This is a genomic window from Pseudomonas sp. SG20052 (genome assembly GCF_031766055.1).
In the GTDB taxonomy this organism is placed as follows: domain Bacteria; phylum Pseudomonadota; class Gammaproteobacteria; order Pseudomonadales; family Pseudomonadaceae; genus Aquipseudomonas; species Aquipseudomonas mandelii.
In genome coordinates, this window is record NZ_CP134498.1 from 1,568,970 (window position 1) to 1,589,004 (window position 20,035).

The 20,035-nt window shown below is 59.7% G+C and carries 20 protein-coding genes and 1 riboswitch; of the genes, 11 read left to right on the forward strand and 9 right to left on the reverse strand.

The features are described 5' to 3' along the window. Window positions 1-39: 39 nt before the first annotated feature. Window positions 40-140: riboswitch (guanidine-I (ykkC/yxkD leader) on the reverse strand. Between the two features lie 278 nt (window positions 141-418). Both RHP74_RS07070 and RHP74_RS07075 read left to right on the forward strand, forming a co-directional pair. Beyond that, window positions 419-661, forward strand: coding sequence for a hypothetical protein (locus RHP74_RS07070; RefSeq protein WP_311098561.1), 243 nt, complete (start codon window positions 419-421; stop codon window positions 659-661). A gap of 167 nt (window positions 662-828) precedes the next feature. Next, the gene (locus tag RHP74_RS07075) at window positions 829-1,272 is read left to right on the forward strand and encodes a hypothetical protein (RefSeq protein WP_083374830.1); all 444 of its coding nucleotides are present in this window, start codon (window positions 829-831) and stop codon (window positions 1,270-1,272) included. A gap of 117 nt (window positions 1,273-1,389) precedes the next feature. Here RHP74_RS07075 and RHP74_RS07080 read toward each other — a convergent pair whose 3' ends face one another. Continuing rightward, the gene (locus RHP74_RS07080; protein ID WP_169856161.1) at window positions 1,390-2,502 is read right to left on the reverse strand and encodes an enoyl-CoA hydratase/isomerase family protein; all 1,113 of its coding nucleotides are present in this window, start codon (window positions 2,500-2,502) and stop codon (window positions 1,390-1,392) included. Window positions 2,503-2,634: 132 nt separating this feature from the next. On the opposite strand from RHP74_RS07080, the gene ung reads away from it, so the two are divergent. Continuing rightward, window positions 2,635-3,327: a uracil-DNA glycosylase gene (ung, locus tag RHP74_RS07085; RefSeq protein ID WP_010462292.1), complete on the forward strand. Its 693-nt coding sequence runs from the start codon at window positions 2,635-2,637 to the stop codon at window positions 3,325-3,327. A gap of 85 nt (window positions 3,328-3,412) precedes the next feature. Here ung and RHP74_RS07090 read toward each other — a convergent pair whose 3' ends face one another. The 4 genes from RHP74_RS07090 to RHP74_RS07105 are packed head-to-tail and all read right to left on the reverse strand — an operon-like array spanning window position 3,413 to window position 7,456. After that, window positions 3,413-4,453, reverse strand: coding sequence for an AbrB family transcriptional regulator (locus tag RHP74_RS07090; protein ID WP_083374829.1), 1,041 nt, complete (start codon window positions 4,451-4,453; stop codon window positions 3,413-3,415). Next, window positions 4,446-5,960, reverse strand: coding sequence for a tripartite tricarboxylate transporter permease (locus tag RHP74_RS07095; RefSeq protein WP_311098565.1), 1,515 nt, complete (start codon window positions 5,958-5,960; stop codon window positions 4,446-4,448). The genes RHP74_RS07090 and RHP74_RS07095 overlap by 8 nt, the downstream gene beginning before the upstream one ends. Window position 5,961: 1 nt before the next feature. Next, window positions 5,962-6,420 (reverse strand): tripartite tricarboxylate transporter TctB family protein, encoded by a 459-nt coding sequence (locus RHP74_RS07100; protein ID WP_010462287.1) that lies wholly within the window; start codon window positions 6,418-6,420, stop codon window positions 5,962-5,964. Between the two features lie 58 nt (window positions 6,421-6,478). Continuing rightward, on the reverse strand, window positions 6,479-7,456 hold the full coding sequence (locus RHP74_RS07105) for a tripartite tricarboxylate transporter substrate binding protein (RefSeq protein WP_311098568.1): 978 nt from the start codon (window positions 7,454-7,456) through the stop codon (window positions 6,479-6,481). 391 nt (window positions 7,457-7,847) lie between these two features. Between RHP74_RS07105 and RHP74_RS07110 the strand changes: the two genes are divergently transcribed. Both RHP74_RS07110 and RHP74_RS07115 read left to right on the forward strand, forming a co-directional pair. Next, complete coding sequence (locus tag RHP74_RS07110) at window positions 7,848-8,519, forward strand: response regulator (RefSeq protein ID WP_007898613.1); 672 nt, start codon at window positions 7,848-7,850, stop codon at window positions 8,517-8,519. Further along, window positions 8,512-9,900, forward strand: a complete 1,389-nt coding sequence (locus RHP74_RS07115) for a sensor histidine kinase (protein ID WP_010462282.1) — start codon at window positions 8,512-8,514, stop codon at window positions 9,898-9,900. The genes RHP74_RS07110 and RHP74_RS07115 overlap by 8 nt, the downstream gene beginning before the upstream one ends. A gap of 44 nt (window positions 9,901-9,944) precedes the next feature. On the opposite strand, the gene RHP74_RS07120 is transcribed toward RHP74_RS07115, so the two are convergent. Then, window positions 9,945-10,766 carry an HDOD domain-containing protein gene (locus RHP74_RS07120; protein WP_311098572.1) on the reverse strand — a complete coding sequence of 274 codons (822 nt, stop codon included), beginning with the start codon at window positions 10,764-10,766 and terminating at the stop codon, window positions 9,945-9,947. Between the two features lie 35 nt (window positions 10,767-10,801). After that, complete coding sequence (locus RHP74_RS07125) at window positions 10,802-11,743, reverse strand: folate-binding protein YgfZ (RefSeq protein ID WP_311098574.1); 942 nt, start codon at window positions 11,741-11,743, stop codon at window positions 10,802-10,804. 148 nt (window positions 11,744-11,891) lie between these two features. On the opposite strand from RHP74_RS07125, the gene RHP74_RS07130 reads away from it, so the two are divergent. Together RHP74_RS07130 and RHP74_RS07135 are read left to right on the forward strand one after the other, a co-directional pair. Continuing rightward, window positions 11,892-12,146 carry a succinate dehydrogenase assembly factor 2 gene (locus tag RHP74_RS07130; RefSeq protein WP_145307395.1) on the forward strand — a complete coding sequence of 85 codons (255 nt, stop codon included), beginning with the start codon at window positions 11,892-11,894 and terminating at the stop codon, window positions 12,144-12,146. Beyond that, a complete protein-coding gene (locus tag RHP74_RS07135; protein ID WP_081853964.1) occupies window positions 12,130-12,582 on the forward strand; it encodes a protein YgfX in 453 nt (150 codons plus the stop codon). The genes RHP74_RS07130 and RHP74_RS07135 overlap by 17 nt, the downstream gene beginning before the upstream one ends. Here RHP74_RS07135 and nadB read toward each other — a convergent pair. Next, window positions 12,551-14,167: an L-aspartate oxidase gene (gene nadB, locus RHP74_RS07140; RefSeq protein WP_010462271.1), complete on the reverse strand. Its 1,617-nt coding sequence runs from the start codon at window positions 14,165-14,167 to the stop codon at window positions 12,551-12,553. The two genes, RHP74_RS07135 and nadB, sit on opposite strands and share 32 nt — an antisense overlap. Window positions 14,168-14,726: 559 nt before the next feature. Here nadB and rpoE point away from each other — a divergent pair. From rpoE to RHP74_RS07160, 4 genes are all read left to right on the forward strand, one after another. After that, window positions 14,727-15,308: an RNA polymerase sigma factor RpoE gene (gene rpoE, locus RHP74_RS07145; RefSeq protein WP_007944079.1), complete on the forward strand. Its 582-nt coding sequence runs from the start codon at window positions 14,727-14,729 to the stop codon at window positions 15,306-15,308. Between the two features lie 30 nt (window positions 15,309-15,338). Further along, a complete protein-coding gene (locus tag RHP74_RS07150) occupies window positions 15,339-15,926 on the forward strand; it encodes a sigma-E factor negative regulatory protein (RefSeq protein WP_077749615.1) in 588 nt (195 codons plus the stop codon). 8 nt (window positions 15,927-15,934) lie between these two features. Then, window positions 15,935-16,891, forward strand: coding sequence for a MucB/RseB C-terminal domain-containing protein (locus RHP74_RS07155; RefSeq protein WP_311098580.1), 957 nt, complete (start codon window positions 15,935-15,937; stop codon window positions 16,889-16,891). 188 nt (window positions 16,892-17,079) lie between these two features. Further along, complete coding sequence (locus RHP74_RS07160) at window positions 17,080-18,498, forward strand: DegQ family serine endoprotease (RefSeq protein ID WP_370654422.1); 1,419 nt, start codon at window positions 17,080-17,082, stop codon at window positions 18,496-18,498. Window positions 18,499-18,576: 78 nt separating this feature from the next. Here RHP74_RS07160 and RHP74_RS07165 read toward each other — a convergent pair whose 3' ends face one another. After that, complete coding sequence (locus RHP74_RS07165) at window positions 18,577-20,010, reverse strand: M48 family metalloprotease (RefSeq protein ID WP_010462262.1); 1,434 nt, start codon at window positions 20,008-20,010, stop codon at window positions 18,577-18,579. Window positions 20,011-20,035 lie beyond the last annotated feature (25 nt).

Consider the following 20,035-nt stretch of genomic DNA (forward strand, 5'->3'; position numbering starts at 1 on the left):
GGCGGGCAGGAGTCAACGCGGCACCGCGAACGGTGGCTTGTCTCCCGGGCTTTTGTCCCGCCGTGTAACCTCAACTGGAGGTCGCCAACTCTCGGACCAGCCACTCGCCTTAGCGAGCCGGAACCCTAGTCAGCCATTGCAAATTGTGGTGCCGCGAACCTTGTGATGACTCCTGCACGGGTTTGCTAAAGCGAGAGCCGTGCCAAGTTGGCTTGAGGGCTCTAGGGTAGGGGATTGCGCAATGAGCGCTTGGGGCAGGCGAGGCGGTGTTGCCTTGTGATGGTGCGCGGGTGCACCGCTATGGGACGTTCGTGTCCGCTGATCTGAAGGTCCGCACCCTTCGGCACTCGCCCCGGCATTGCCAGTCAAATGGATGTCAGCCGGCCTGTTGCGGCTGTGGGTCTTTCAGGAGGCCGCCATGTTTCGTCGACTGTTGTTCGGTATGGTTCTCGGTCTTGGGCTATCCGGCTGCTATTACTACGCCGGTGGTTACGATGTGTATTCCGCGCCTTATTACTACCCCGGCTATTCTCCCTATTCCTACTATTACAGCCCACGTTATTACTACGGCCCGCGTTTCTATGGGGGCTATCGCTACTACTATTGGGGCGGGCACGGGCCACGTCATTACGGCGGTCGATACCGCGGTGGCCACCATTAATCAGCGGGTGAATAGATGAAAAACCTTTCATCGGCTACTTGTTTCAATCTATTTCAGGAACGCACCAGATTTGGAAAACGATGTCTGATCTTTCGACAGTCACCGAATAATTGACTGTCGCCTGCCAGCGTCGCTGGTATGGCTCACTCGCGGTCCAGGAGGCCGCCATGCTCTGTCGAAAACAGCTCCACCGAATTCTTCTGATTGCAGTATTGGGATTGTCTCTTGGTGCGTGCGTGCCCTATTCCGATGGAGGAGGCAGCTACTACCGTTCCGATGTCTATACCTCGCCAGCGCCCACCTATTATTCCGGTGGCGGACCTTACTATTCAGGTGGCGGCGGTTACTACACGCAGCCGCGCCGCTACTACGCGCCACCGGCGCGGTATTACCAGCCAACGCCGCGGTATTACCACCAGCCGCGGGTTTATCAACCGGCCCCTCGTTATTACCAGTCGCAACGGGGCGACTACCGGGCCCATGGTTGGGACGGCCGTAACCGCGGCGGTTGGAGCAACGATAACCGTGGCCATGGCGGACGCAACAATCACGGCGGACGAGGCGACCATAACGGTCGCGGCGATCACGATGGCCGGGGTGGCCGTCGTTAACCTCATCAATTAAACGCGATACCTGTGGGAGCGAGCCTGCTCGCGAAGGTGGTAGGTCAGGCGACATCAATGTCGACTGACACGCCCCCTTCGCGAGCAGGCTCGCTCCCACATTTTTTAGTATTCCGACAGATCGGCCAACGGATGCCGACCTTCCCAGACTTTATGAAAGTGCGCCTCTACCACCGCATCCGGCACGTTATTGATGTCAGGCCAGTGCCAGTGCGGCTTCTGGTCCTTATCAATCAACCGCGCCCGAACCCCCTCGCTGAACTCCGGATGACGGCAGCAGTTGAGGCTGATCGTGTATTCCATCTGAAAGACCTGCGCCAATGACATGTGCCGGGCGCGGGCGATCTGTTCCCACACCAGATGAGCGGTCAGGGGCGAACCTTCGGTCATGGTCTTCGCTGCTCGACTTAATAGCAGATCCGAATGGTCGCGCAGAGCGCTGATGGCTTTCCAGGCGCAGCGCACATCGCTGATATCCAGCAGTTCATCGATTTGCTGGCGTCGAGGCAGCCACTGCGCGGCGGGCATTTGCGCAACGGCTTCCTGTTGCAAGGCCTTGAGCAGACTGTTGAGCTGCATTGGCGTCTGTTCCTGCCAATTCAATTGCAGCAAGCCTTCGATCAGCTCTTCTTGCTGTTCATCGAGCAGGAAACGGTCGGCGAGGCCCAGGTCGATCGCATCACGACCGTTCATGTGTGCACCGGTCAGCCCCAGAAACAGCCCGAGCTTGCCGGGCAGGCGTGACAGAAACCAACTGGCGCCAACGTCCGGATACAGACCGATACTGATCTCCGGCATCGCCAGGCGGCTGCTCGGCGTGACAATCCGGATGCTTGCGCCTTGCAGCAACCCCATGCCACCGCCTAGCACATAACCATGGCCCCAGCAGATCAGCGGTTTGGGGTAGGTATGCAGATTGAAGTCCAGGCGATATTCCGCAGCAAAGAAGTGCGCGGCCAACGGCGGCACTTCACCGGGGTGAGCGCGGCAGGCTTCGACCAGACTGCGCACTTCGCCGCCGGCGCAAAAAGCCTTGGCGCCGTTACCGCGCAGCAGAACGCAGACGATTTGCGGATCCTTGGCCCACACGTCCATCTGATCGCGCAGGGCATTGATCATCGGCAAGGAGAGGGCGTTGAGCGACTTTTCGGCATCGAGGCTGGCGATGCCAATGCGCGCACCGTCGGTGCCGGTGAGTTCTTCGAAGTGCAGATTCATCGTGACCTCGATAGTGAAATTGAGCGTTCAGTATGATCGCTGTACAGGAAAGTGCCGGATCTGCGTCAGATCAATTGACAAGTGTGGTGGGCTTTCCTAGGGTTCGCCCCATTGTTTTTGCCGGATGTAACCATGACTGCTGATGACCGTATCAAACTCGAACCGGGCTGGAAGGAGGCACTACGTGCCGAATTCGACCAGCCCTACATGGCAGAGTTGCGTAATTTCCTGCAGCAGGAGCGCGCGGCGGGCAAGGAGATTTATCCTCCGGGCCCAATGATTTTCAACGCCCTTAACTCCACGCCGCTGGACAAGGTCAAGGTCGTCATCCTCGGTCAGGACCCGTATCACGGCCCGGGACAGGCCCACGGGCTGTGCTTCTCGGTGCAACCGGGTGTGCCGGCGCCACCGTCGCTGGTAAACATCTATAAAGAGTTGAAACGCGACCTGAACATCGACATCCCCAACCACGGCTATCTGCAGAGCTGGGCTGATCAAGGCGTGCTGATGCTCAACACCACCATGACGGTCGAGCGCGCCAACGCCAATGCGCACAAGGACAAGGGCTGGCAGTTTTTCACGGATCGAATTATTGAAGTGGTCAGTCAACAGCAACCACATCTGGTGTTCATGCTGTGGGGCGCGCATGCCCAGAGCAAACAGAAACTCATCGATGCCACCAAGCACCTGGTGCTGACGTCGGTGCACCCGTCACCGCTGTCCGCTTATCGCGGTTTTCTGGGGTGCGGGCATTTCAGCCGGACCAACAAGTTTCTTGAACAGAATGGCGAAACGCCGATTGAGTGGCGGTTGCCCCCAGTCTAAAAGCTTCGCGGGCAAGCCTCGCTCCTACAGGTCCTGCGCGAATCTGTAGGGGCGAGGCTTGCCCGCGAAGAAGGCGACTTGGTCCTCAGTCTGACTCAGGCTCGCGATTCCAATACCTGAACAACGGCTCCGCCAGAAACAACACAAACAACAACCGCATCACCTGCATTGCCGTCACCAGCGGGACGGACAGTTGCAAGGTCTCCGCTGTCAGGCTCATCTCCGCAATGCCGCCAGGCATCATGCCCAGCGTCAGCGAACGCAGATCCAGATGCGTCAGCGCACTCAAGCCCAGTGCCGCCGCCGTAGCGATCAGCATGGTCAAAATCGTGCCGACCAAGGTCCGTCCCATAAAAGAGGGCGCCCGGCGGAAAAACTGCCGATTGAAATGACAGCCCAGGCCGCTGCCGATCAGCCATTGGCCGATCTGGCTCCCGCCATGGGGCAAGCCGATGTGCAAATCCCAACCGATGCTCACCGTTGCACTGACCAGCAGCGGCCCGAACAGCCACGGATTGGGTTGACGAAGACGTTCCCAGAGCCAGGCCGCCAAGGCGCCCGCCGGGAAGAGAAGCGCCAGCCACCACCAATTGACGGCGGAGGGATGAAAAATCGGTGTGCCGCTGCCCAGCAAATACTTGAAGGCTGCCGGCACGCAAAGCACAACGACCAGCACTCGCAGACTTTGCCCCGCCGCGACGCGACTGAGCACCGCGCCATTGCGCGCGCCGAGGTTGACCATCTCCCCGGAGCCACCCGGCATGCTGGAAAAGAAGGCGGTAGCGCGATCCTCCCCGGTGCGCCGCATCAACCAGACCCCGACCACGGCGGACAGGCTGGTGATCAACGCACCGAAGAAAATCAGGCCGAAGTGACTCAACACCTGCTCCATCACCACTGGGGTGAAATGCAGGCCGATGCCGATCCCGACGATCCATTGGCCGCACTTGCGGCCACCAGGGATTTCCGCCAATTGCCAGGGTGTCAGGCAGCGCACCAGGATGATCGCCAGCAACGAGCCAACCATCCACGGCAGCGGCCAGCCGACCAGACTGGCCAGGTAACCGCCCAGCGCGCCGACCAGCGGCGTACCCCACCAGGCGTTGAAAGGTGGTCGATCAGACATCGGCGATGGCGCGTTGAGCAGCCGAACGTTTGCGCCAGATTCGCAGGATCGGCATCAACAGCATGATCGCCGTCAGGACCCAGCAACCGAACGTGATCGGGCTCGACCAGAGGATCTCCAGCGCACCGTTGGAGATCGACAGCGCACGGCGCAGGTTTTGCTCCATCAAGCCACCGAGGATGAAGCCCAGCAGCACGGGCGACAACGGGAAGTCCAGCTTGCGCAGGATGTAACCGAAGATGCCGATGCCGATCATCAGGAACAGGTCGAAGGTGGTGGCGTGCACCGCGTAGACGCCGATCCCGGTAATGATCGCGATCACCGGCACCAGCGCCCAGTTCGGCACGGCGAGGATGCGGGTGAAGATGCGGATCATCGGGATATTGAGGATCACCAGCATGACGTTGGCGACGAACAACGAGGCGATCAGGCCCCAGACGATGTCAGGTTGTTGCTGGAACAACAGCGGGCCGGGCGTGATGTTGTACAGCGACAGCGCGCCGATCATCACTGCTGTGGTCCCCGAACCTGGAACGCCGAGGGTCAGCATGGGCACCAGTGCACCGCAGGCTGCACCGCCGATGGCGGTTTCCGGGGCGGCGAGGCCGCGCATGTCACCTTGGCCGAAGGTGCCCTTGGCGCCGGCGATACGCTTCTCGGTCATGTAGGCCACGGCGCTGGCGAGGGTCGCGCCCGCACCCGGCAACACGCCCATGATGAAACCCAGCAAGCCGCAACGGATGTTCACCATGAACACCGCCGAGGCTTCCTTGACGTTGAACATCATTCGGCCGGTCGCTTTCACCGCTTCCTGACCGCGATGGGTCTTCTCCAGCAGCAGGAGGATTTCGCTGATGGAGAACAGGCCCAGCACCAGCACCACGAACTGAATGCCGTCAGTCAGATGGATGTTGTCTCCAGTGAAACGGTACACGCCGCTGTTGGCATCGATCCCGACGCACGACAGAAACAGACCGATGAGCGCGGCAATGAACGTTTTCAGCGGACGATCACCGGCCATGCCGCCGAGACAGACGATCGCAAACACCATCAGCACGAAATATTCTGCCGGACCGAAGGCAATCGCCCATTTCGCCAGCAACGGCGCGAACAGCACCATGCCGCACGTGGCGATGAACGTACCGATGAACGAACTCCATGCCGACAACGACAGGGCCACACCGGCCATGCCTTTGCGGGCCATCGGATAACCGTCGAGGGTGGTCATGACAGTGGACGCTTCGCCCGGAATGTTCAGCAGGATCGAGCTGATCCGGCCGCCGTATTCGCAGCCCAGGTAAACCGCCGCCAACAGGATCAAAGCCGACTCCGGTGGCAGGCCCAGGGCGAACGCGATCGGGATCAACAACGCCACGCCATTGATCGGGCCCAGGCCGGGCAACAGGCCGACCACGGTACCGATCAGGGTGCCGCAGAGTGCGGTCACCAGGTTATACGGGGTCAGCGCGACGCCGAAGCCCTGACCCAAATAGCCAAGAGTATCCATATCAGTTCTCCAGAACGTCGAGTACGCCCAAAGGCAGTGGCACGTCCATCAACTTGTCGAACAGCAGGTAAAGACCGATGGCCATCAGGCTGATGATCACCGCGCTCGGTAGCCAGCGGCCGCCATACAGGCGAGCCATGGGGACGCCGATCAGGATGCTGGCGACGATGAAACCCAGGGGCTCGAAGGTGCCGGCGAACACCAGCAACAGCACCACACAGATGCCAATCTTGATCAGCGTTTCGCGGTCCAGTTTCGGGTCATCGTCGCTGTGGATGATCGGCGTCGGCCGAAACACCATGTACAGCAGGCCGAGCCCCATCAAACCGAGCATCAGTAGCGGAAACGCGCGAGGGCCCACCGGTTCGTAGGAAAAAGCCGCCTGGTACGGCCAGGCCATCAGTGCCAGGCCAACACAGGCCAGCAACAGCACCGAAGCAAAAATGCGTTGTAAGAGCATGGGAAACTCCTGTGCCACGGCCCCGCAAGTCGGGGCCGCAGCCGCTAGACAGAGGCGATCACTGGATCAGGCCGAACTCTTTGGCCAGCACTTTGTAGTCCGCAACCTGCTTCTTCACGTAGGTGTCCAGCTCCGGGCCGGTCATGGCGAACGGGAAGAGTTCACGCTGATCGCGCAGCTTGGCGAAGTCTTCGGACGCCAGCAGTTTGTCGAAGGCGTCTTTCCACCAGGCGTAGTCTTCGTCGCTGACCTTAGGCCCGAGGTAGAAACCGCGAACCACTGGCCAGACGATGTCGTAGCCTTGCTCCTTGGCGGTCGGGATGTCTTTCATTTCCGGCTCGTCCAGGCGCTTCTCGGCGAATACGGCGAGCAAGCGCATGTCACCGCTCAGGATGTGCGGCATGGAGTCGGAGATGTCGGTGCTGCCGACCTGGATGTGGCCGCCGAGCAGGGCGGTGGCGATTTCACCGCCGCCTTCAAGGGCGACGTAACGCAGGTCGCGCGGGTTGATCCCGGCGGCCTTGGCAATCAGCGCCGTTTGCATCCAGTCCTGGCTGCCGACGGTGCCGCCGGAGCCGATCACCACTTTGCTTGGATCTTTCTTCAGTGCTTGCACGAGATCGTCAAGGGTCTTGTAGGGCGAATCGCTTTTTACTGCGATGGCGCCATAGCTGGTGCCGACGGCGGCGAGCCAGCGAACGTTGGTTTCATCGAAACGACCGAACTTGCCCTGGGCCAGGTTCAGCAGAGAACCGCTGGACCACGCCACCAGCGTGCCGGCGTCGGCCGGACGTTGAGCAACTACCGCGTTGTACGCCACCGCGCCGACACCGCCGGGCATGTAGGTCACGCGCATCGGTTTGGTCAGCAGTTTTTCGTTCACCAGCGCGCTTTGCGCCAGTTTGCAGGTCAGGTCGAAACCGCCGCCTGGCGAGGCCGGGGCGATGCATTCAGGGCGTTTTGGCTCGGCCATCAGTTGGCCGGCGAACAGCATGCAGCTGGCGGCGAGGGCGAAACGGCGCAGTGATCGATTCATTGTTGTCTCCACGGGAGTTTTTGTTTTTGGGGATGTTTCAGGTGCGGCGGATTCGCGTCGTGCAGCCGGTAGGAGCGCTGACAAACGTGAACGAGAGGGATTGAAAAAACGGGTGGGACGGGCAAACCTGAAGCTGTCTGGCCAGCATGGTGCAGTACCTCGTTATTGTTCTTATTGGCGAAAACGCATCGAGGCGTTTTTCGGGAGCTACATTTCAAAGCACGATCGGGTGGCCTGCAGTCGAAACCATCCGTGGGGCGACTCTAACGGGCTAACCTTTCGCTAACCTTTCAGTTGGCTTTCACAGTTTTCGGGCTTCACAGCGGCGCATGCGGCTGTAAACTCCGCGCCAAAGAATGGCGTCGACCATCCCTGAACGAGGTAACAATCCATGCGTGTCCTGCTCGTCGAAGACCATCTGCAGCTCGCCGAAAGTGTCGCCCAGGCGCTCAAGAGCACCGGGCTGACCGTGGATGTGCTGCACGACGGCGTGGCGGCCGACCTGGCCTTGAGTAGCGAGGAGTACGCGGTGGCGATCCTTGATGTCGGCCTGCCGCGCATGGATGGTTTCGAAGTGCTGGCGCGCCTGCGGGCCCGGGGCAAGAACCTGCCGGTGCTGATGCTGACCGCACGCAGCGACGTCAAGGACCGGGTGCACGGGCTCAACCTGGGCGCCGACGATTACCTGGCCAAACCTTTTGAACTGACCGAACTCGAGGCCCGGGTCAAAGCCTTGTTGCGGCGCAGCGTGCTGGGCGGTGAGCGTCAGCAGCGCTGCGGCGTCCTGGCCTATGACCTGGACACTCGGCGCTTCACCCTCGGTGAAGAATTGCTGACCCTGACTTCTCGCGAGCAGGCGGTCCTCGAGGCATTGATCGCCCGGCCCGGTCGGGTGATGAGCAAAGAGCAACTGGCCGCTCAGGTGTTTGGCCTCGATGAAGAAGCGAGCCCGGATGCCATCGAAATCTACGTCCACCGCCTGCGCAAGAAACTGGATGGCCAACCGGTCGCTATCGTGACCTTCCGCGGCCTCGGCTATTTGCTGGAAAGCCGCGATGCATAAGCCCAGCAGCCTGCGCTGGCGGTTGTTGTGGAACCTGGCGCTGTTGTTGGTGGTGTTAATGCTGGCCAGTGGTTTGAGTGCGTACTGGAATGGCCGCGAAGCCGCCGACACGGCTTATGACCGGACCCTGCTGGCGTCGGCGCGGACCATCGCCGCCGGTGTGTCCCAGCGCGATGGCAGCCTCAGCGCCGACGTGCCCTACGTGGCCCTCGATACCTTCGCCTACGACAGCGCCGGGCGGATTTTTTACCTGGTCAACGACATCAATCAGAAACTGATTTCCGGTTACGAAAACCTCCCGCCGCCGCCCCCGGGAACGCCGCGTACCGATGACTATCCGGCGCTGGCGAGCTTCTATAACGCTAAATACCGAGGGCAGAACGTGCGCGTGGTGAGCCTGCTCAAGCCGGTGAGCGAGCCGAACATGAACGGTATGGCGGAAATCCGCGTGGCAGAAACCGACGAGGCGCGGGTCGCGATGGCTCGCAGTCTGGCGGCGGACACGTTGCTGCGTTTGGGCATGTTGGCCATCGGCGCGTTGCTGATGGTGTGGTTTGCGGTCAGCGCGGCGTTGCGTCCGCTGGAGCGCTTGCGCACGGCGGTGGAAGAGCGTCAGTCGGATGATTTGCGGCCGTTGCCGCTGGTGGAAGTGCAGCATGAGTTGTGGCCGCTGGTGCGCGCACTCAATCACTTTACCGAGCGACTGCGCGGGCAGTTCGAGCGGCAGGCGCAGTTTATTGCCGATGCCGCCCATGAACTGCGCACGCCGTTGGCGGCGCTCAAGGCGCGACTTGAACTGGGCCTGCGTTCAAACGAACCGCAAACCTGGCGCAGCACCCTGGAAACCGCTGCCCAAGGCACGGATCGCCTGACTCACCTGGCCAATCAATTGCTTTCTCTGGCGCGGGTAGAGAACGGGGCCCGGGCGATTGCCGAGGGCGGCGCGCAGTTGTTGGACCTGAGTCAGTTGGCGCGCGAACTGGGCATGGCCATGGCGCCGTTGGCCCATGCCCGCGGCGTCGCCCTGGCGCTGGAGGCTGACGAGCCAGTGTGGCTGCGCGGCGAACCGACGTTGCTGAATGAACTGCTGAGCAACCTGGTGGACAACGCCCTCGCTCACACGCCGCCGGGGGGCAATGTGATTCTGCGGGTCACGGCGCCGGCGGTGCTGGAGGTCGAGGATGACGGGCCGGGAATTCCCGTTGATGAGCGGGATCGGGTGTTCGAGCGCTTTTACCGGCGCAACCAGCAAGTGGCCGGGTCCGGATTAGGGTTGGCGATTGTCGGTGAGATTTGTCGCGCGCACCTGGCACAGATCAGCCTGCACGATGGTGAGTCGGCGGGGTTGAAGGTGCGGGTGAGTTTTATTGCGGGGGAGTGAACATGTTACCTGTGGCGAGAGGGCAAGCCCCCTCGCCACAAAGATCAGTAAAACATCGACCGCGACTCTTCCAGATCCAGGCACATCGCCTCATTCTCCGGATCGATCCCCAGTTTCTTGAACGCCGGCACGCTGAACGCATCGATACGGGCCAGCGGGTGGTCGGTGTCCTTGTGGCAATACAGGCTGGCCACCTGAACCAGATCGACATAATCGACCCGCTCGGACTGGCGTTTGAAGTCCAGGTACAACCCCGGCAACTGCACCAGCATTTCCGGGAATTCCCAGACCCTGAGCAGTTTGTCGCCGATCAAGGGATGAATGCGATCGATGACATGGTTGAGGCTGACCGGGTCAGACAGCAATTCGTAATGGTCTTCGGCGTAGGTCAGGATAGGCAGTACACCAATCTGATGCACCAGCCCGCCAAGGGCTGCCTGATCTGGTTTGAGTTGCGTGTAACTGCGGCACAGCGCGTAGCTGACCCCGGCGATTTCCAGGCTTTTACGCCAGACATCGCGCATTTTCTGCGCCACCACTTCAGAGCGGGCGTGGAAAATTTGCTCCATCACCAAGCCGATCGCCAGATTACTGCTGTAGTTGACGCCCAACCGTGTGATCGCCGTGTGCAGGTCCGTCACTTCCTGGGTCGCGCGCAGCAGCGGGCTATTGACCACTTTGATCAGACGCGCCGACAACGCCGTGTCACGGCCGATCACTTTACTCAGGGTGCTGACACTGACTTCCGGGTCTTCAGCGGCCTTGCGAATCTGCAGGGCCACTTCCGGTAACGTTGGCAGAACCAGGTCATCGTTATCGATGGCCTCAACCAAATCCTGTTGGACCTTATCCGCCAGCTCGCTCATTTCTTTTCTCTAGGGTGTTACAACAAGTGCTGCGGTTAACGCTGGATTTCGCGATCGCGATCCAGTTGATAAGGCAGGTCGAGCAGGTGCAGGGCCGGCCCTTCAAGGGTGCCCAGATGAATGTCGCCACCTTCTGCTGCTTCGGCTTGCAGCACGGCCAGGAGTTCAATGTTTTGCCCGGCGCTGGCGGCCAGCACCACTTCGCCGATAGAACTGCCGTGTGACGGGGAAAACAGTGGCGTGCCAGGCTCGGGCAATTCGCTGGCATCCAACGTCAAGCGATACAAACGACGCTTGAGTTTGCCCAGGTACTGCATGCGCGCGACGATTTCCTGGCCGGTGTAGCAACCCTTTTTGAAACTCACACCACCGACGGCTTGCAGGTTGAGCATCTGCGGGATGAACAGCTCGCGGGTGCTCGGCATGACCTGGCCGATCCCTGCGCGGATCTGGCCCAGCAGCCATTGATTCAGAGTGCCTTCGGACAGCAGGGCGGACAGCTTGCTTTTGATGAGATCGGCCTGATCGGCGGCGACCCACAGTTCGGCGCGGTCCGGCGAGACACGAATGGCGATCAGACCTTCATGACGCACGACGCTGTCGGTGTCTGCCGGTAACTCAAGACCCAGGCTGCTCAGTGCGGCATCGCCATGATCGAGGCCGAAGCGGACCCAGGCGGCGCTTTCATCGGTCAGTTTGGATTTGGAGAACACGGCGTACTTTTTCAGGTCCGCCAACTGCGGCTCAAGCAGCTCGCTGGCCATCGCCAGCAGCACGCCGTCACCTTCCAGCACGATACGGAAACTCGATTGCATCCGGCCTTTCTGCGTGCAGCGTGCGCCGAGGCTGGCCTGGGTATCGCTCAGGTAATTGAGGTTGCAGGTCAATTGGCCTTGCAGGAATTTGCTGGCGTCCGCGCCGCGGACTGCAAGAACGCCTTCATGGGACAGGGTGCAGAAAAAAGCAGAATCGGCCATGGGTCATCGCAGGGTAAAGAGTCTGGGGGACATCATAAGGGGGCGCTCTCGAAATGGGTAGTTCACAAAGGTCGATGGCGCCCGACCAAAGCCGAGTGTTCGACCGGGGCCGGGGCTGTATACTTGCCGCCTATTTGAGGAGCGCTCCATGGTCGAAGATGTTGAACTGAATCGCCTCTACTGGCACAGCCGCCGCGGCATGCTTGAGCTTGACGTGTTGCTGGTGCCGTTCGTTAAGGAGGTCTACCCGCACCTCAACAAGGAAGATCGCGAGTGCTACCGCAAGCTGCTTGAATGCGAAGACCAGGACATGTTCGGCTGGTTCATGGAGCGCGCTGAATCGGAAGATCCGGAGCTTCAGCGCATGGTTCGCATGATCCTGGATCGTGTCCAGCCCAAGTAATGCGTTCGAATGCCGCTGGCATGCCTCACGGCAGTTGCTGGCGGCGTATCTTATGGCCCAGCTGTTCGCGCTGGGTTCTTTGTTTCTGCTCTCCATACCGCTCTGGGCCAGTCTGCTCGGCATGACGCTGTGTGTGGTTCACGGAATCTGGCTGCTGCCACGCCTGATTTTGCTGACGCATCCACAGGCATTTCGCGGTTTGCGGCGCGATGCCGACGGCTGGCAGTTGTGGAATCAGGCCTCAGGTTGGCAGCCCGTGCAGCTAAGGCCGGACAGCCTGGCGTTACCGCTGATGGTGGTGCTGCGTTTTCGACTGCGAGGCGAGCGGCGAGTCAGATCAATCTGCGTTCCCCACGACTCGCAGGCGGCGGATGTGCACCGGCGCCTGCGGGTCAGGCTTACATTCAGTCGACGTAGGTGGGCGGCACCAGAATAGTGTCCAGCGCAACGGGTAGCATGTTCGGGTAGTCGAGGGTGTAATGCAGGCCGCGACTTTCCTTGCGCTCCATGGCTGACCGAATCATCAGCTCCGCCACCTGGGCCAGGTTGCGCAACTCGATCAAATCGCGACTGACCTTGTAGTTGCTGTAGAACTCGTCGATCTCGTCCAGCAACAGCCGCACGCGGTGCTGCGCACGTTGCAAGCGCTTGTTGGTGCGCACGATGCCCACGTAGTCCCACATGAATCGCCGCAGTTCATCCCAGTTGTGCGCAATGATCACGTCTTCGTCGGAGTCGGTGACCTGACTGGCATCCCAGACGGGCAGGGCGATCGGAACCGACACCTGCGGCAGCTGTTCCAGAATGTCCGCCGCGGCCGAACGGGCATAGACAAAACACTCCAGCAGCGAGTTGCTGGCCATGCGGTTGGCGCCGTGCAGGCCGGTGAAACTGGTTTCGCCAATGGCATACAGCCCCGGCACGTCGGTGCGACCGTGCTGATCGACCATCACACCGCCGCACGTGTAGTGCGCCGCCGGAACTACCGGGATCGGTTGTTTGGTGATGTCGATGGAAAACTCGAGGCAGCGTTCATACACCGTCGGGAAGTGAGTCTTGATGAACGCTTCGGGCTTGTGGCTGATGTCCAGATAGACGCAGTCGACACCCAGGCGCTTCATCTCATGGTCGATGGCGCGGGCGACGATGTCCCGGGGCGCGAGTTCGGCACGCGGGTCGAAACGCTGCATGAAGCGTTCGCCGTTGGGCAGCTTCAGGTGTGCGCCTTCGCCGCGCAGGGCTTCAGTGATCAGGAAACTCTTGGCTTGCGGGTGATAAAGGCAGGTCGGGTGGAACTGGTTGAACTCCAGGTTGGCCACCCGGCAGCCGGAACGCCATGCCATGGCAATGCCATCGCCACAGGCACCGTCCGGATTGCTGGTATAGAGGTAAACCTTCGCCGCTCCGCCGGATGCCAGGATGACGAATCGTGCGCCGTACGTGTCGACTTCGCCGGTGCTGCGATTCAGCACGTAAGCACCCAGGCAGCGATCGCCTTCCAGGCCCAGGCGTTTTTCGGTGATCAGGTCGATGGCGACCCGCTGTTCCATCAGTTCGATATTCGGTCTGAGTCTGGCCTGGGCGAGCAGGGTTTTGAAGATCGCCGCGCCCGTGGCATCGGCCGCATGAATAATGCGCCGATGGCTGTGTCCGCCTTCCCGGGTCAGGTGAAACTCGAATCCACCGTCTTCAGTGCCGGATTGTTCATCGCGGGTAAACGGTACGCCTTGATCGATCAGCCACTGGATGGCTTCTTTACTGTGCTCGACGGTAAAGCGCACGGCGTCTTCGTGGCAGAGGCCACCGCCGGCATTGAGGGTGTCATCGACGTGGGATTCGACAGTATCGGTGTCGTCCAGAACGGCAGCAACGCCGCCCTGGGCCCAGAAAGTCGAGCCGTTGGCGAGGTCGCCTTTACTCAGTACGGCGATGCGCAAATGACCGGGCAAGGTCAGCGCAAGGCTCAAACCGGCAGCGCCGCTGCCAATGACCAGAACATCGTGTTGAAACTGTTGGCTCATTTCAGGATTCCGCTCAAAGCGACCCGGGTCGGGGTTGGCGCAAGACTCGTGGAACGGCGAGTCAAGGCAGCCACACAGCCCACTAGTATATAGAGGGGGGGAGCGGCACAATACCCGAGCGCATATGGCATTGTGAAACTACTGTGACGGAAAATACCTGACGCTTCGTCGGATGATTTTTCGTCCGGTTCGGCGACGAGGTGACTGTATCAACGATTTAACAGTCTTTTTCTGTCCAGGGTTGCACAATGTCGCTTTCGCCCGGCTATAAATATTTGGAACTTTTGCCAAAGGCCCAAGATCAATAGACGGTGCCTGAAAAGAAGGACAGTGTCGGTTTCAGGAGGGGGACTTGCGTTTTGGTCCTGGCCAGTGAATCCGATGACAAGATTATTCGCGCAGCCGGGTCATGCCGAGCTGCGCTTTTCGTGCGTGCCAAAACAGAGCCCGCAGGAAACTTGCTTGGAGGGGGAGAACTTTTGCGAAAAGCCCGAGTCTATGTTTGCAAGTCTGGTCGTTTAGTTATGCAAGCCTCCTCCGAGCTTATCGAGGAGTGTTCATGCTAACCCAGGAAGAGGATCAGCAGCTCGTCGAGCGCGTTCAACGCGGCGACAAGCGGGCTTTCGATCTGCTAGTGCTGAAATACCAGCACAAAATTCTCGGGTTGATCGTGCGTTTCGTGCACGACACCCATGAAGCCCAGGATGTGGCACAGGAAGCCTTTATCAAGGCCTACCGCGCACTTGGAAACTTTCGCGGAGATAGCGCGTTTTATACGTGGCTTTACCGCATCGCCATCAACACGGCGAAGAATTATCTGGTTTCACGCGGCCGCCGGCCGCCGGATAGCGATGTCAGTTCCGAAGATGCAGAGTTCTACGATGGCGATCATGGCCTCAAGGATCTCGAGTCGCCAGAGCGTGCATTGCTGCGGGATGAGATCGAAGGCACCGTCCATCGAACCATTCAGCAACTGCCAGAAGATTTGCGTACAGCTTTAACTTTACGTGAATTCGATGGTCTGAGTTACGAGGACATTGCGGCAGTCATGCAATGTCCGGTGGGTACCGTGCGCTCCCGGATATTCCGCGCTCGGGAGGCCATCGATAAAGCCCTGCAGCCGTTGTTGCAGGAAAACTGAGACAGCGGCGATAGCCAAGAGAGGAACGCCATGAGTCGTGAAGCCCTGCAGGAATCGCTGTCCGCAGTGATGGATAACGAAGCGGACGAACTGGAATTGCGTCGGGTATTAAATGCCTTTGACGATGTAGAAACCCGTGAAACCTGGGCTCGTTATCAAATCGCTCGGGCAGTTATGCACAAGGATCTGCTGCTTCCTCGTCTGGACATCGCCGCGGCAGTTTCTGCTGCTTTGGCCGACGAAGCCGTACCGGCAAAAGCCTCCCGTGGTCCATGGCGCAGCCTGGGTCGACTGGCTGTTGCTGCTTCGGTGACCGTTGCCGTACTGGCAGGTGTGCGTTTGTACAACCAGGACGAGATCGCGGGTGTCGAACTTGCCCAGCAATCCAGTCAACCGGGTCTGGCCGTTCCTCAGGTCAAGGGTCCAGCTGTATTGGCAGGCTACAATGAGAGTTCGGAAGCCACTGGCCCTATGGCCAACGGCGTATTGCAAGGTCAACCAGGCTGGCACGATCAGCGTCTGCCAGGCTACTTGCGCCAACATGCTCAACAGGCTGCACTGAAAGGTACTGAGAGCGCTCTGCCTTACGCTCGTGCAGCAAGCCTGGAAAACCGTTAAGGAGGATCATGCGCGCCATACCTCTACTTTCGCTTCTGCTCGGTGGCTGGTTCATTGTTCCAGCCCACGCCGATGAAGCCCAGGACTGGTTGACCCGTCTTGGTCAGGCCGAGCAACAGCAAAGCTTTTACGGCACTTTCGTTTACGAGCGTAACGGTAGCTTTTCTACCCATAACATCTGGCACCGTGTCCAGGATGGCAAGGTCCGTGAGCGTTTACTGCAGCTCGACGGCTCAGCACAGGAAGTCGTTCGCATTGATGGGCATACTCAATGCGTCAGCGGCGTCCTGATAGCAGGGCTTGGGGACTCTTCCAACTCCGCTGCTCGTGCACTCGATCCACAAAAGTTGAAGAATTGGTATGAGCTTGCCGTCATTGGCAAGTCGCGTGTGGCTGGGCGTGCGGCAGTGATTATTTCATTGAAGCCACGTGATCAGCATCGCTACGGTTTTGAGCTGCACCTTGATAAGGAAACCGGCTTGCCGTTGAAGTCATTGCTACTGAATGACAAAGGGCATTTGCTTGAGCGTTTCCAGTTCACCCAGCTGAATACCGACAACGTGCCGTCTGACCGCGACTTGCAGGCAGGCGACGATTGCAAGGTGGTCAAACTCGACAGCGACAAGGCTTCCGCCGTCAAGGCCGCCCAAGTCTGGCATTCGGACTGGCTCCCGCCCGGTTTCGAGCTGACCAGCAGCAGCACCCATAAAGATACGGAGACCAAAACCCAGATCACCAGTCTGATGTACGACGATGGTCTGGCGCGGTTTTCGGTATTCCTTGAGCCGTTGAATGGTGCCACCGTTACCGACACCCGCACCCAGTTAGGCCCAACCGCTGCTGTTTCTCGGCGCTTGACGACCCCTCAAGGCGAGATGATGGTGACCGTGGTCGGTGAGATTCCGATAGGTACTGCTGAACGGATTGCGCTGTCCATGCGCTCCGATGCCACTGCAACCAAGTAGTGAGCTGATATCGAAATGTTTGGTGAGCATTTCAATTTGCAAAAAAACCTGAATTTTTCTATAGGTCAGAGCCTCACGGCTCTGGCCTTGTTTTGTTGTTCCCGGAACAAAAATACCGGCGTATCTTTCCCGGTGTTCCTTGCTCCATATCGCTTAACCATGCTCGTCGTAACGGGAGCCGTATGTCGATACCACGCTTGAAGTCTTATCTGTCCATTTTCGCCACCGTGCTGGTGCTCGGTCAGGCGGTCACTGCTCAAGCAGTCGAATTGCCTGACTTTACCCAGTTGGTCGAGCAGGCCTCGCCCGCGGTGGTGAACATCAGTACCACGCAAAAGCTGCCGGACCGCAGAGTGTCTGACCAGATGCCCGACCTTGAAGGCCTGCCACCCGCGCTGCGCGAGTTTTTCGAACGGGGCATGCCGCAACCGCGCTCGCCTCGCGGTGATCGCCAGCGTGAAGCGCAGTCCCTGGGCTCGGGCTTTATCATCTCGCCGGACGGCTACATCCTGACCAACAACCACGTGATCGCCGATGCCGACGAAATTCTCGTTCGTCTCTCCGACCGCAGTGAGTTGAAAGCCAAGCTGATAGGCACCGACCCACGTTCCGATGTGGCGCTGCTGAAAATCGAAGGCAAGGACCTGCCAGTCCTGAAACTGGGTAAATCCCAGGACCTGAAGGCCGGCCAATGGGTCGTAGCGATCGGCTCGCCGTTCGGCTTCGACCATACCGTGACCCAAGGCATCGTCAGCGCTGTCGGTCGTAGCCTGCCGAACGAAAATTATGTGCCGTTCATCCAGACCGACGTGCCCATCAACCCGGGTAACTCGGGTGGTCCGCTGTTCAACCTGGCCGGTGAAGTGGTCGGGATCAACTCGCAGATCTACACCCGCTCCGGTGGCTTCATGGGCGTATCGTTCGCGATCCCTATCGACGTGGCCCTGGACGTATCCAACCAGCTGAAAAGTGGCGGTAAAGTCAGCCGTGGCTGGTTGGGTGTGGTGATCCAGGAAGTGAGCAAGGATCTGGCCGAGTCGTTCGGTCTTGAGAAGCCGGCCGGTGCGCTGGTGGCTCAGATCCAGGAAGATGGCCCGGCTGCCAAGGGTGATCTGCAAGTCGGCGACGTGATCCTGAGCATGAACGGTCAGCCAATCGTCATGTCTGCCGATCTGCCGCACCTGGTGGGTGCACTCAAGGAAGGCGCGAAGGCCAACCTTGAAGTGATTCGCGACGGCAAGCGCAAGAATGTCGAACTGACGGTCGGCGCGATCCCTGACGAAGGTAAAGAGCTGGACTCGAAACTCAAGTCCGGTGTTGAAACCAACAGCAATCGTCTGGGCGTCGCCGTCGCCGATCTGACTGCTGAGCAGAAGAAAGCCTACGACCTCAAAGGTGGTGTGGTGATCAAGGAAGTTCAGGACGGTCCTGCATCGCTCATCGGCTTGCAGCCAAATGATGTGATCACTCACCTGAACAACCAGGCAATCAACGATAGCAAGGAGTTCGCTGAAATCGCCAAGGCACTGCCGAAGAATCGATCGGTGTCCATGCGAGTTCTGCGTCAAGGTCGTGCCAGCTTCATCACCTTCAAACTGGCTGAATAAACCGGTTGTCGGCTGAATGAAAAACCGCCTCGAAAGAGGCGGTTTTTTTGTGTCTGCGTTTTATGTTCCGCAAGCAGGTCAGCCCATCATGTCCTTGACCATACGTTCCTGCTCCATCAACTCACGTTGCCGGGCGTCGATACGCGACGACAACGGGAAGTTGGTGCCGGCCTTGCGCTTGGCGAAGTCCAGTTGCTGAATGGCCTGGCGATAGTCGCCAACCAGGGCGAAGTACTCCGCGCGAGCCTGATGCAGACCGATGATGTTGCCTGACAGGCCGCGAGTCTCGGCCACCTGATACCACACGTCCGGATCGTCCGGGCGCGATTTCAGCAGGCCTTCGAGCGCCTTTTCAGCATCGGCGGCGCGGTTTTGTTTCAGCAACAGATCGACACGCACCTGGTTCAATGGATAGTTGCCAGGGTACTGGGTGAGCATCCGGTCAACCCGTGTTTGAGCATCGGGCAGGCGATTGTTGGTGATATCCAGGTCGACCTGCGCCAGGTTGTAGATGATTTCGTTCGGTGATTTGGCCAGCAGCAGCTTGAGGTTCTCACGGGCTTCATTCAACTGGCCGCCCTTGATCTGGGCGATTGCCAGGCCATAACGAGCGACGTCATTTTTCGGGTTCTCGTCGAGCTGCGCGCGAAAGCGCTTGGCGCCCAAGCCTGGGGTTTCTTCATAGACCAGCTGAACGCGTGCACGAATCAGCTGATAGCGCATGGTGTCTTCGACGCCGCCCGCTTTGGCCTGTTCGGCGCGGTTGCGGGTGTCGGCGATCCGCGATTCGGTCACCGGGTGAGTCAGCAGGAATTCCGGCGGCTTGGCGTCAAAGCGGTATTGACGCATCAACCGCTCGAACATGGTCGGCATCGATCGCGGGTCATAACCGGCCTTTTCCAGATTGAGGATGCCGATACGGTCGGCTTCCTGTTCGTTCTGGCGCGAGAAACGTCGTTGTTCCTGAATCGCCGCCGCCTGAGTGCCCGCAATCGCCGCGATCCCGGCGTCACCGGCACCGGCAGCTGCAATAACGATCCCGGCCAACAGAGCCGCCATCATCGGCACTTGCATGCGCTGCTGGGCTTCCACGCCTCGGGCAAAGTGGCGTTGCGACAAGTGAGCCAATTCGTGCGCCAGTACCGAAGCGTATTCGCCCTCGGTCTGCGCATTGAGGAACAGACCGCCGTTGACCCCGACAATACCGCCCGGCGCCGCAAAGGCGTTGAGCTGCGGGCTGTTGATCAGGATGAACTCCAGGCGCCGGTCATTGACCTGGCTGGTTTCCACCAGGCGGTAAACGCTGGATTCGACGTAATCCTTGAGCTGAGGATCGTTGAGCTGCGAGACCTGGCTGCGCAACAGCGCGAGCCACGCACGGCCCAGTTGATATTCCTGTTGCGGCGAGACAATGGCAGAACTGGCGTCGCCGAGTGACGGCAAGTCGTCGGCGAAGCCCGGTGAGGCGAGCAGGCAAGCGAGCGTCAGCAGGGTAGGGCGCAAAAAAGTCATGCACAAAGCCTTAGTCGACAAAGAC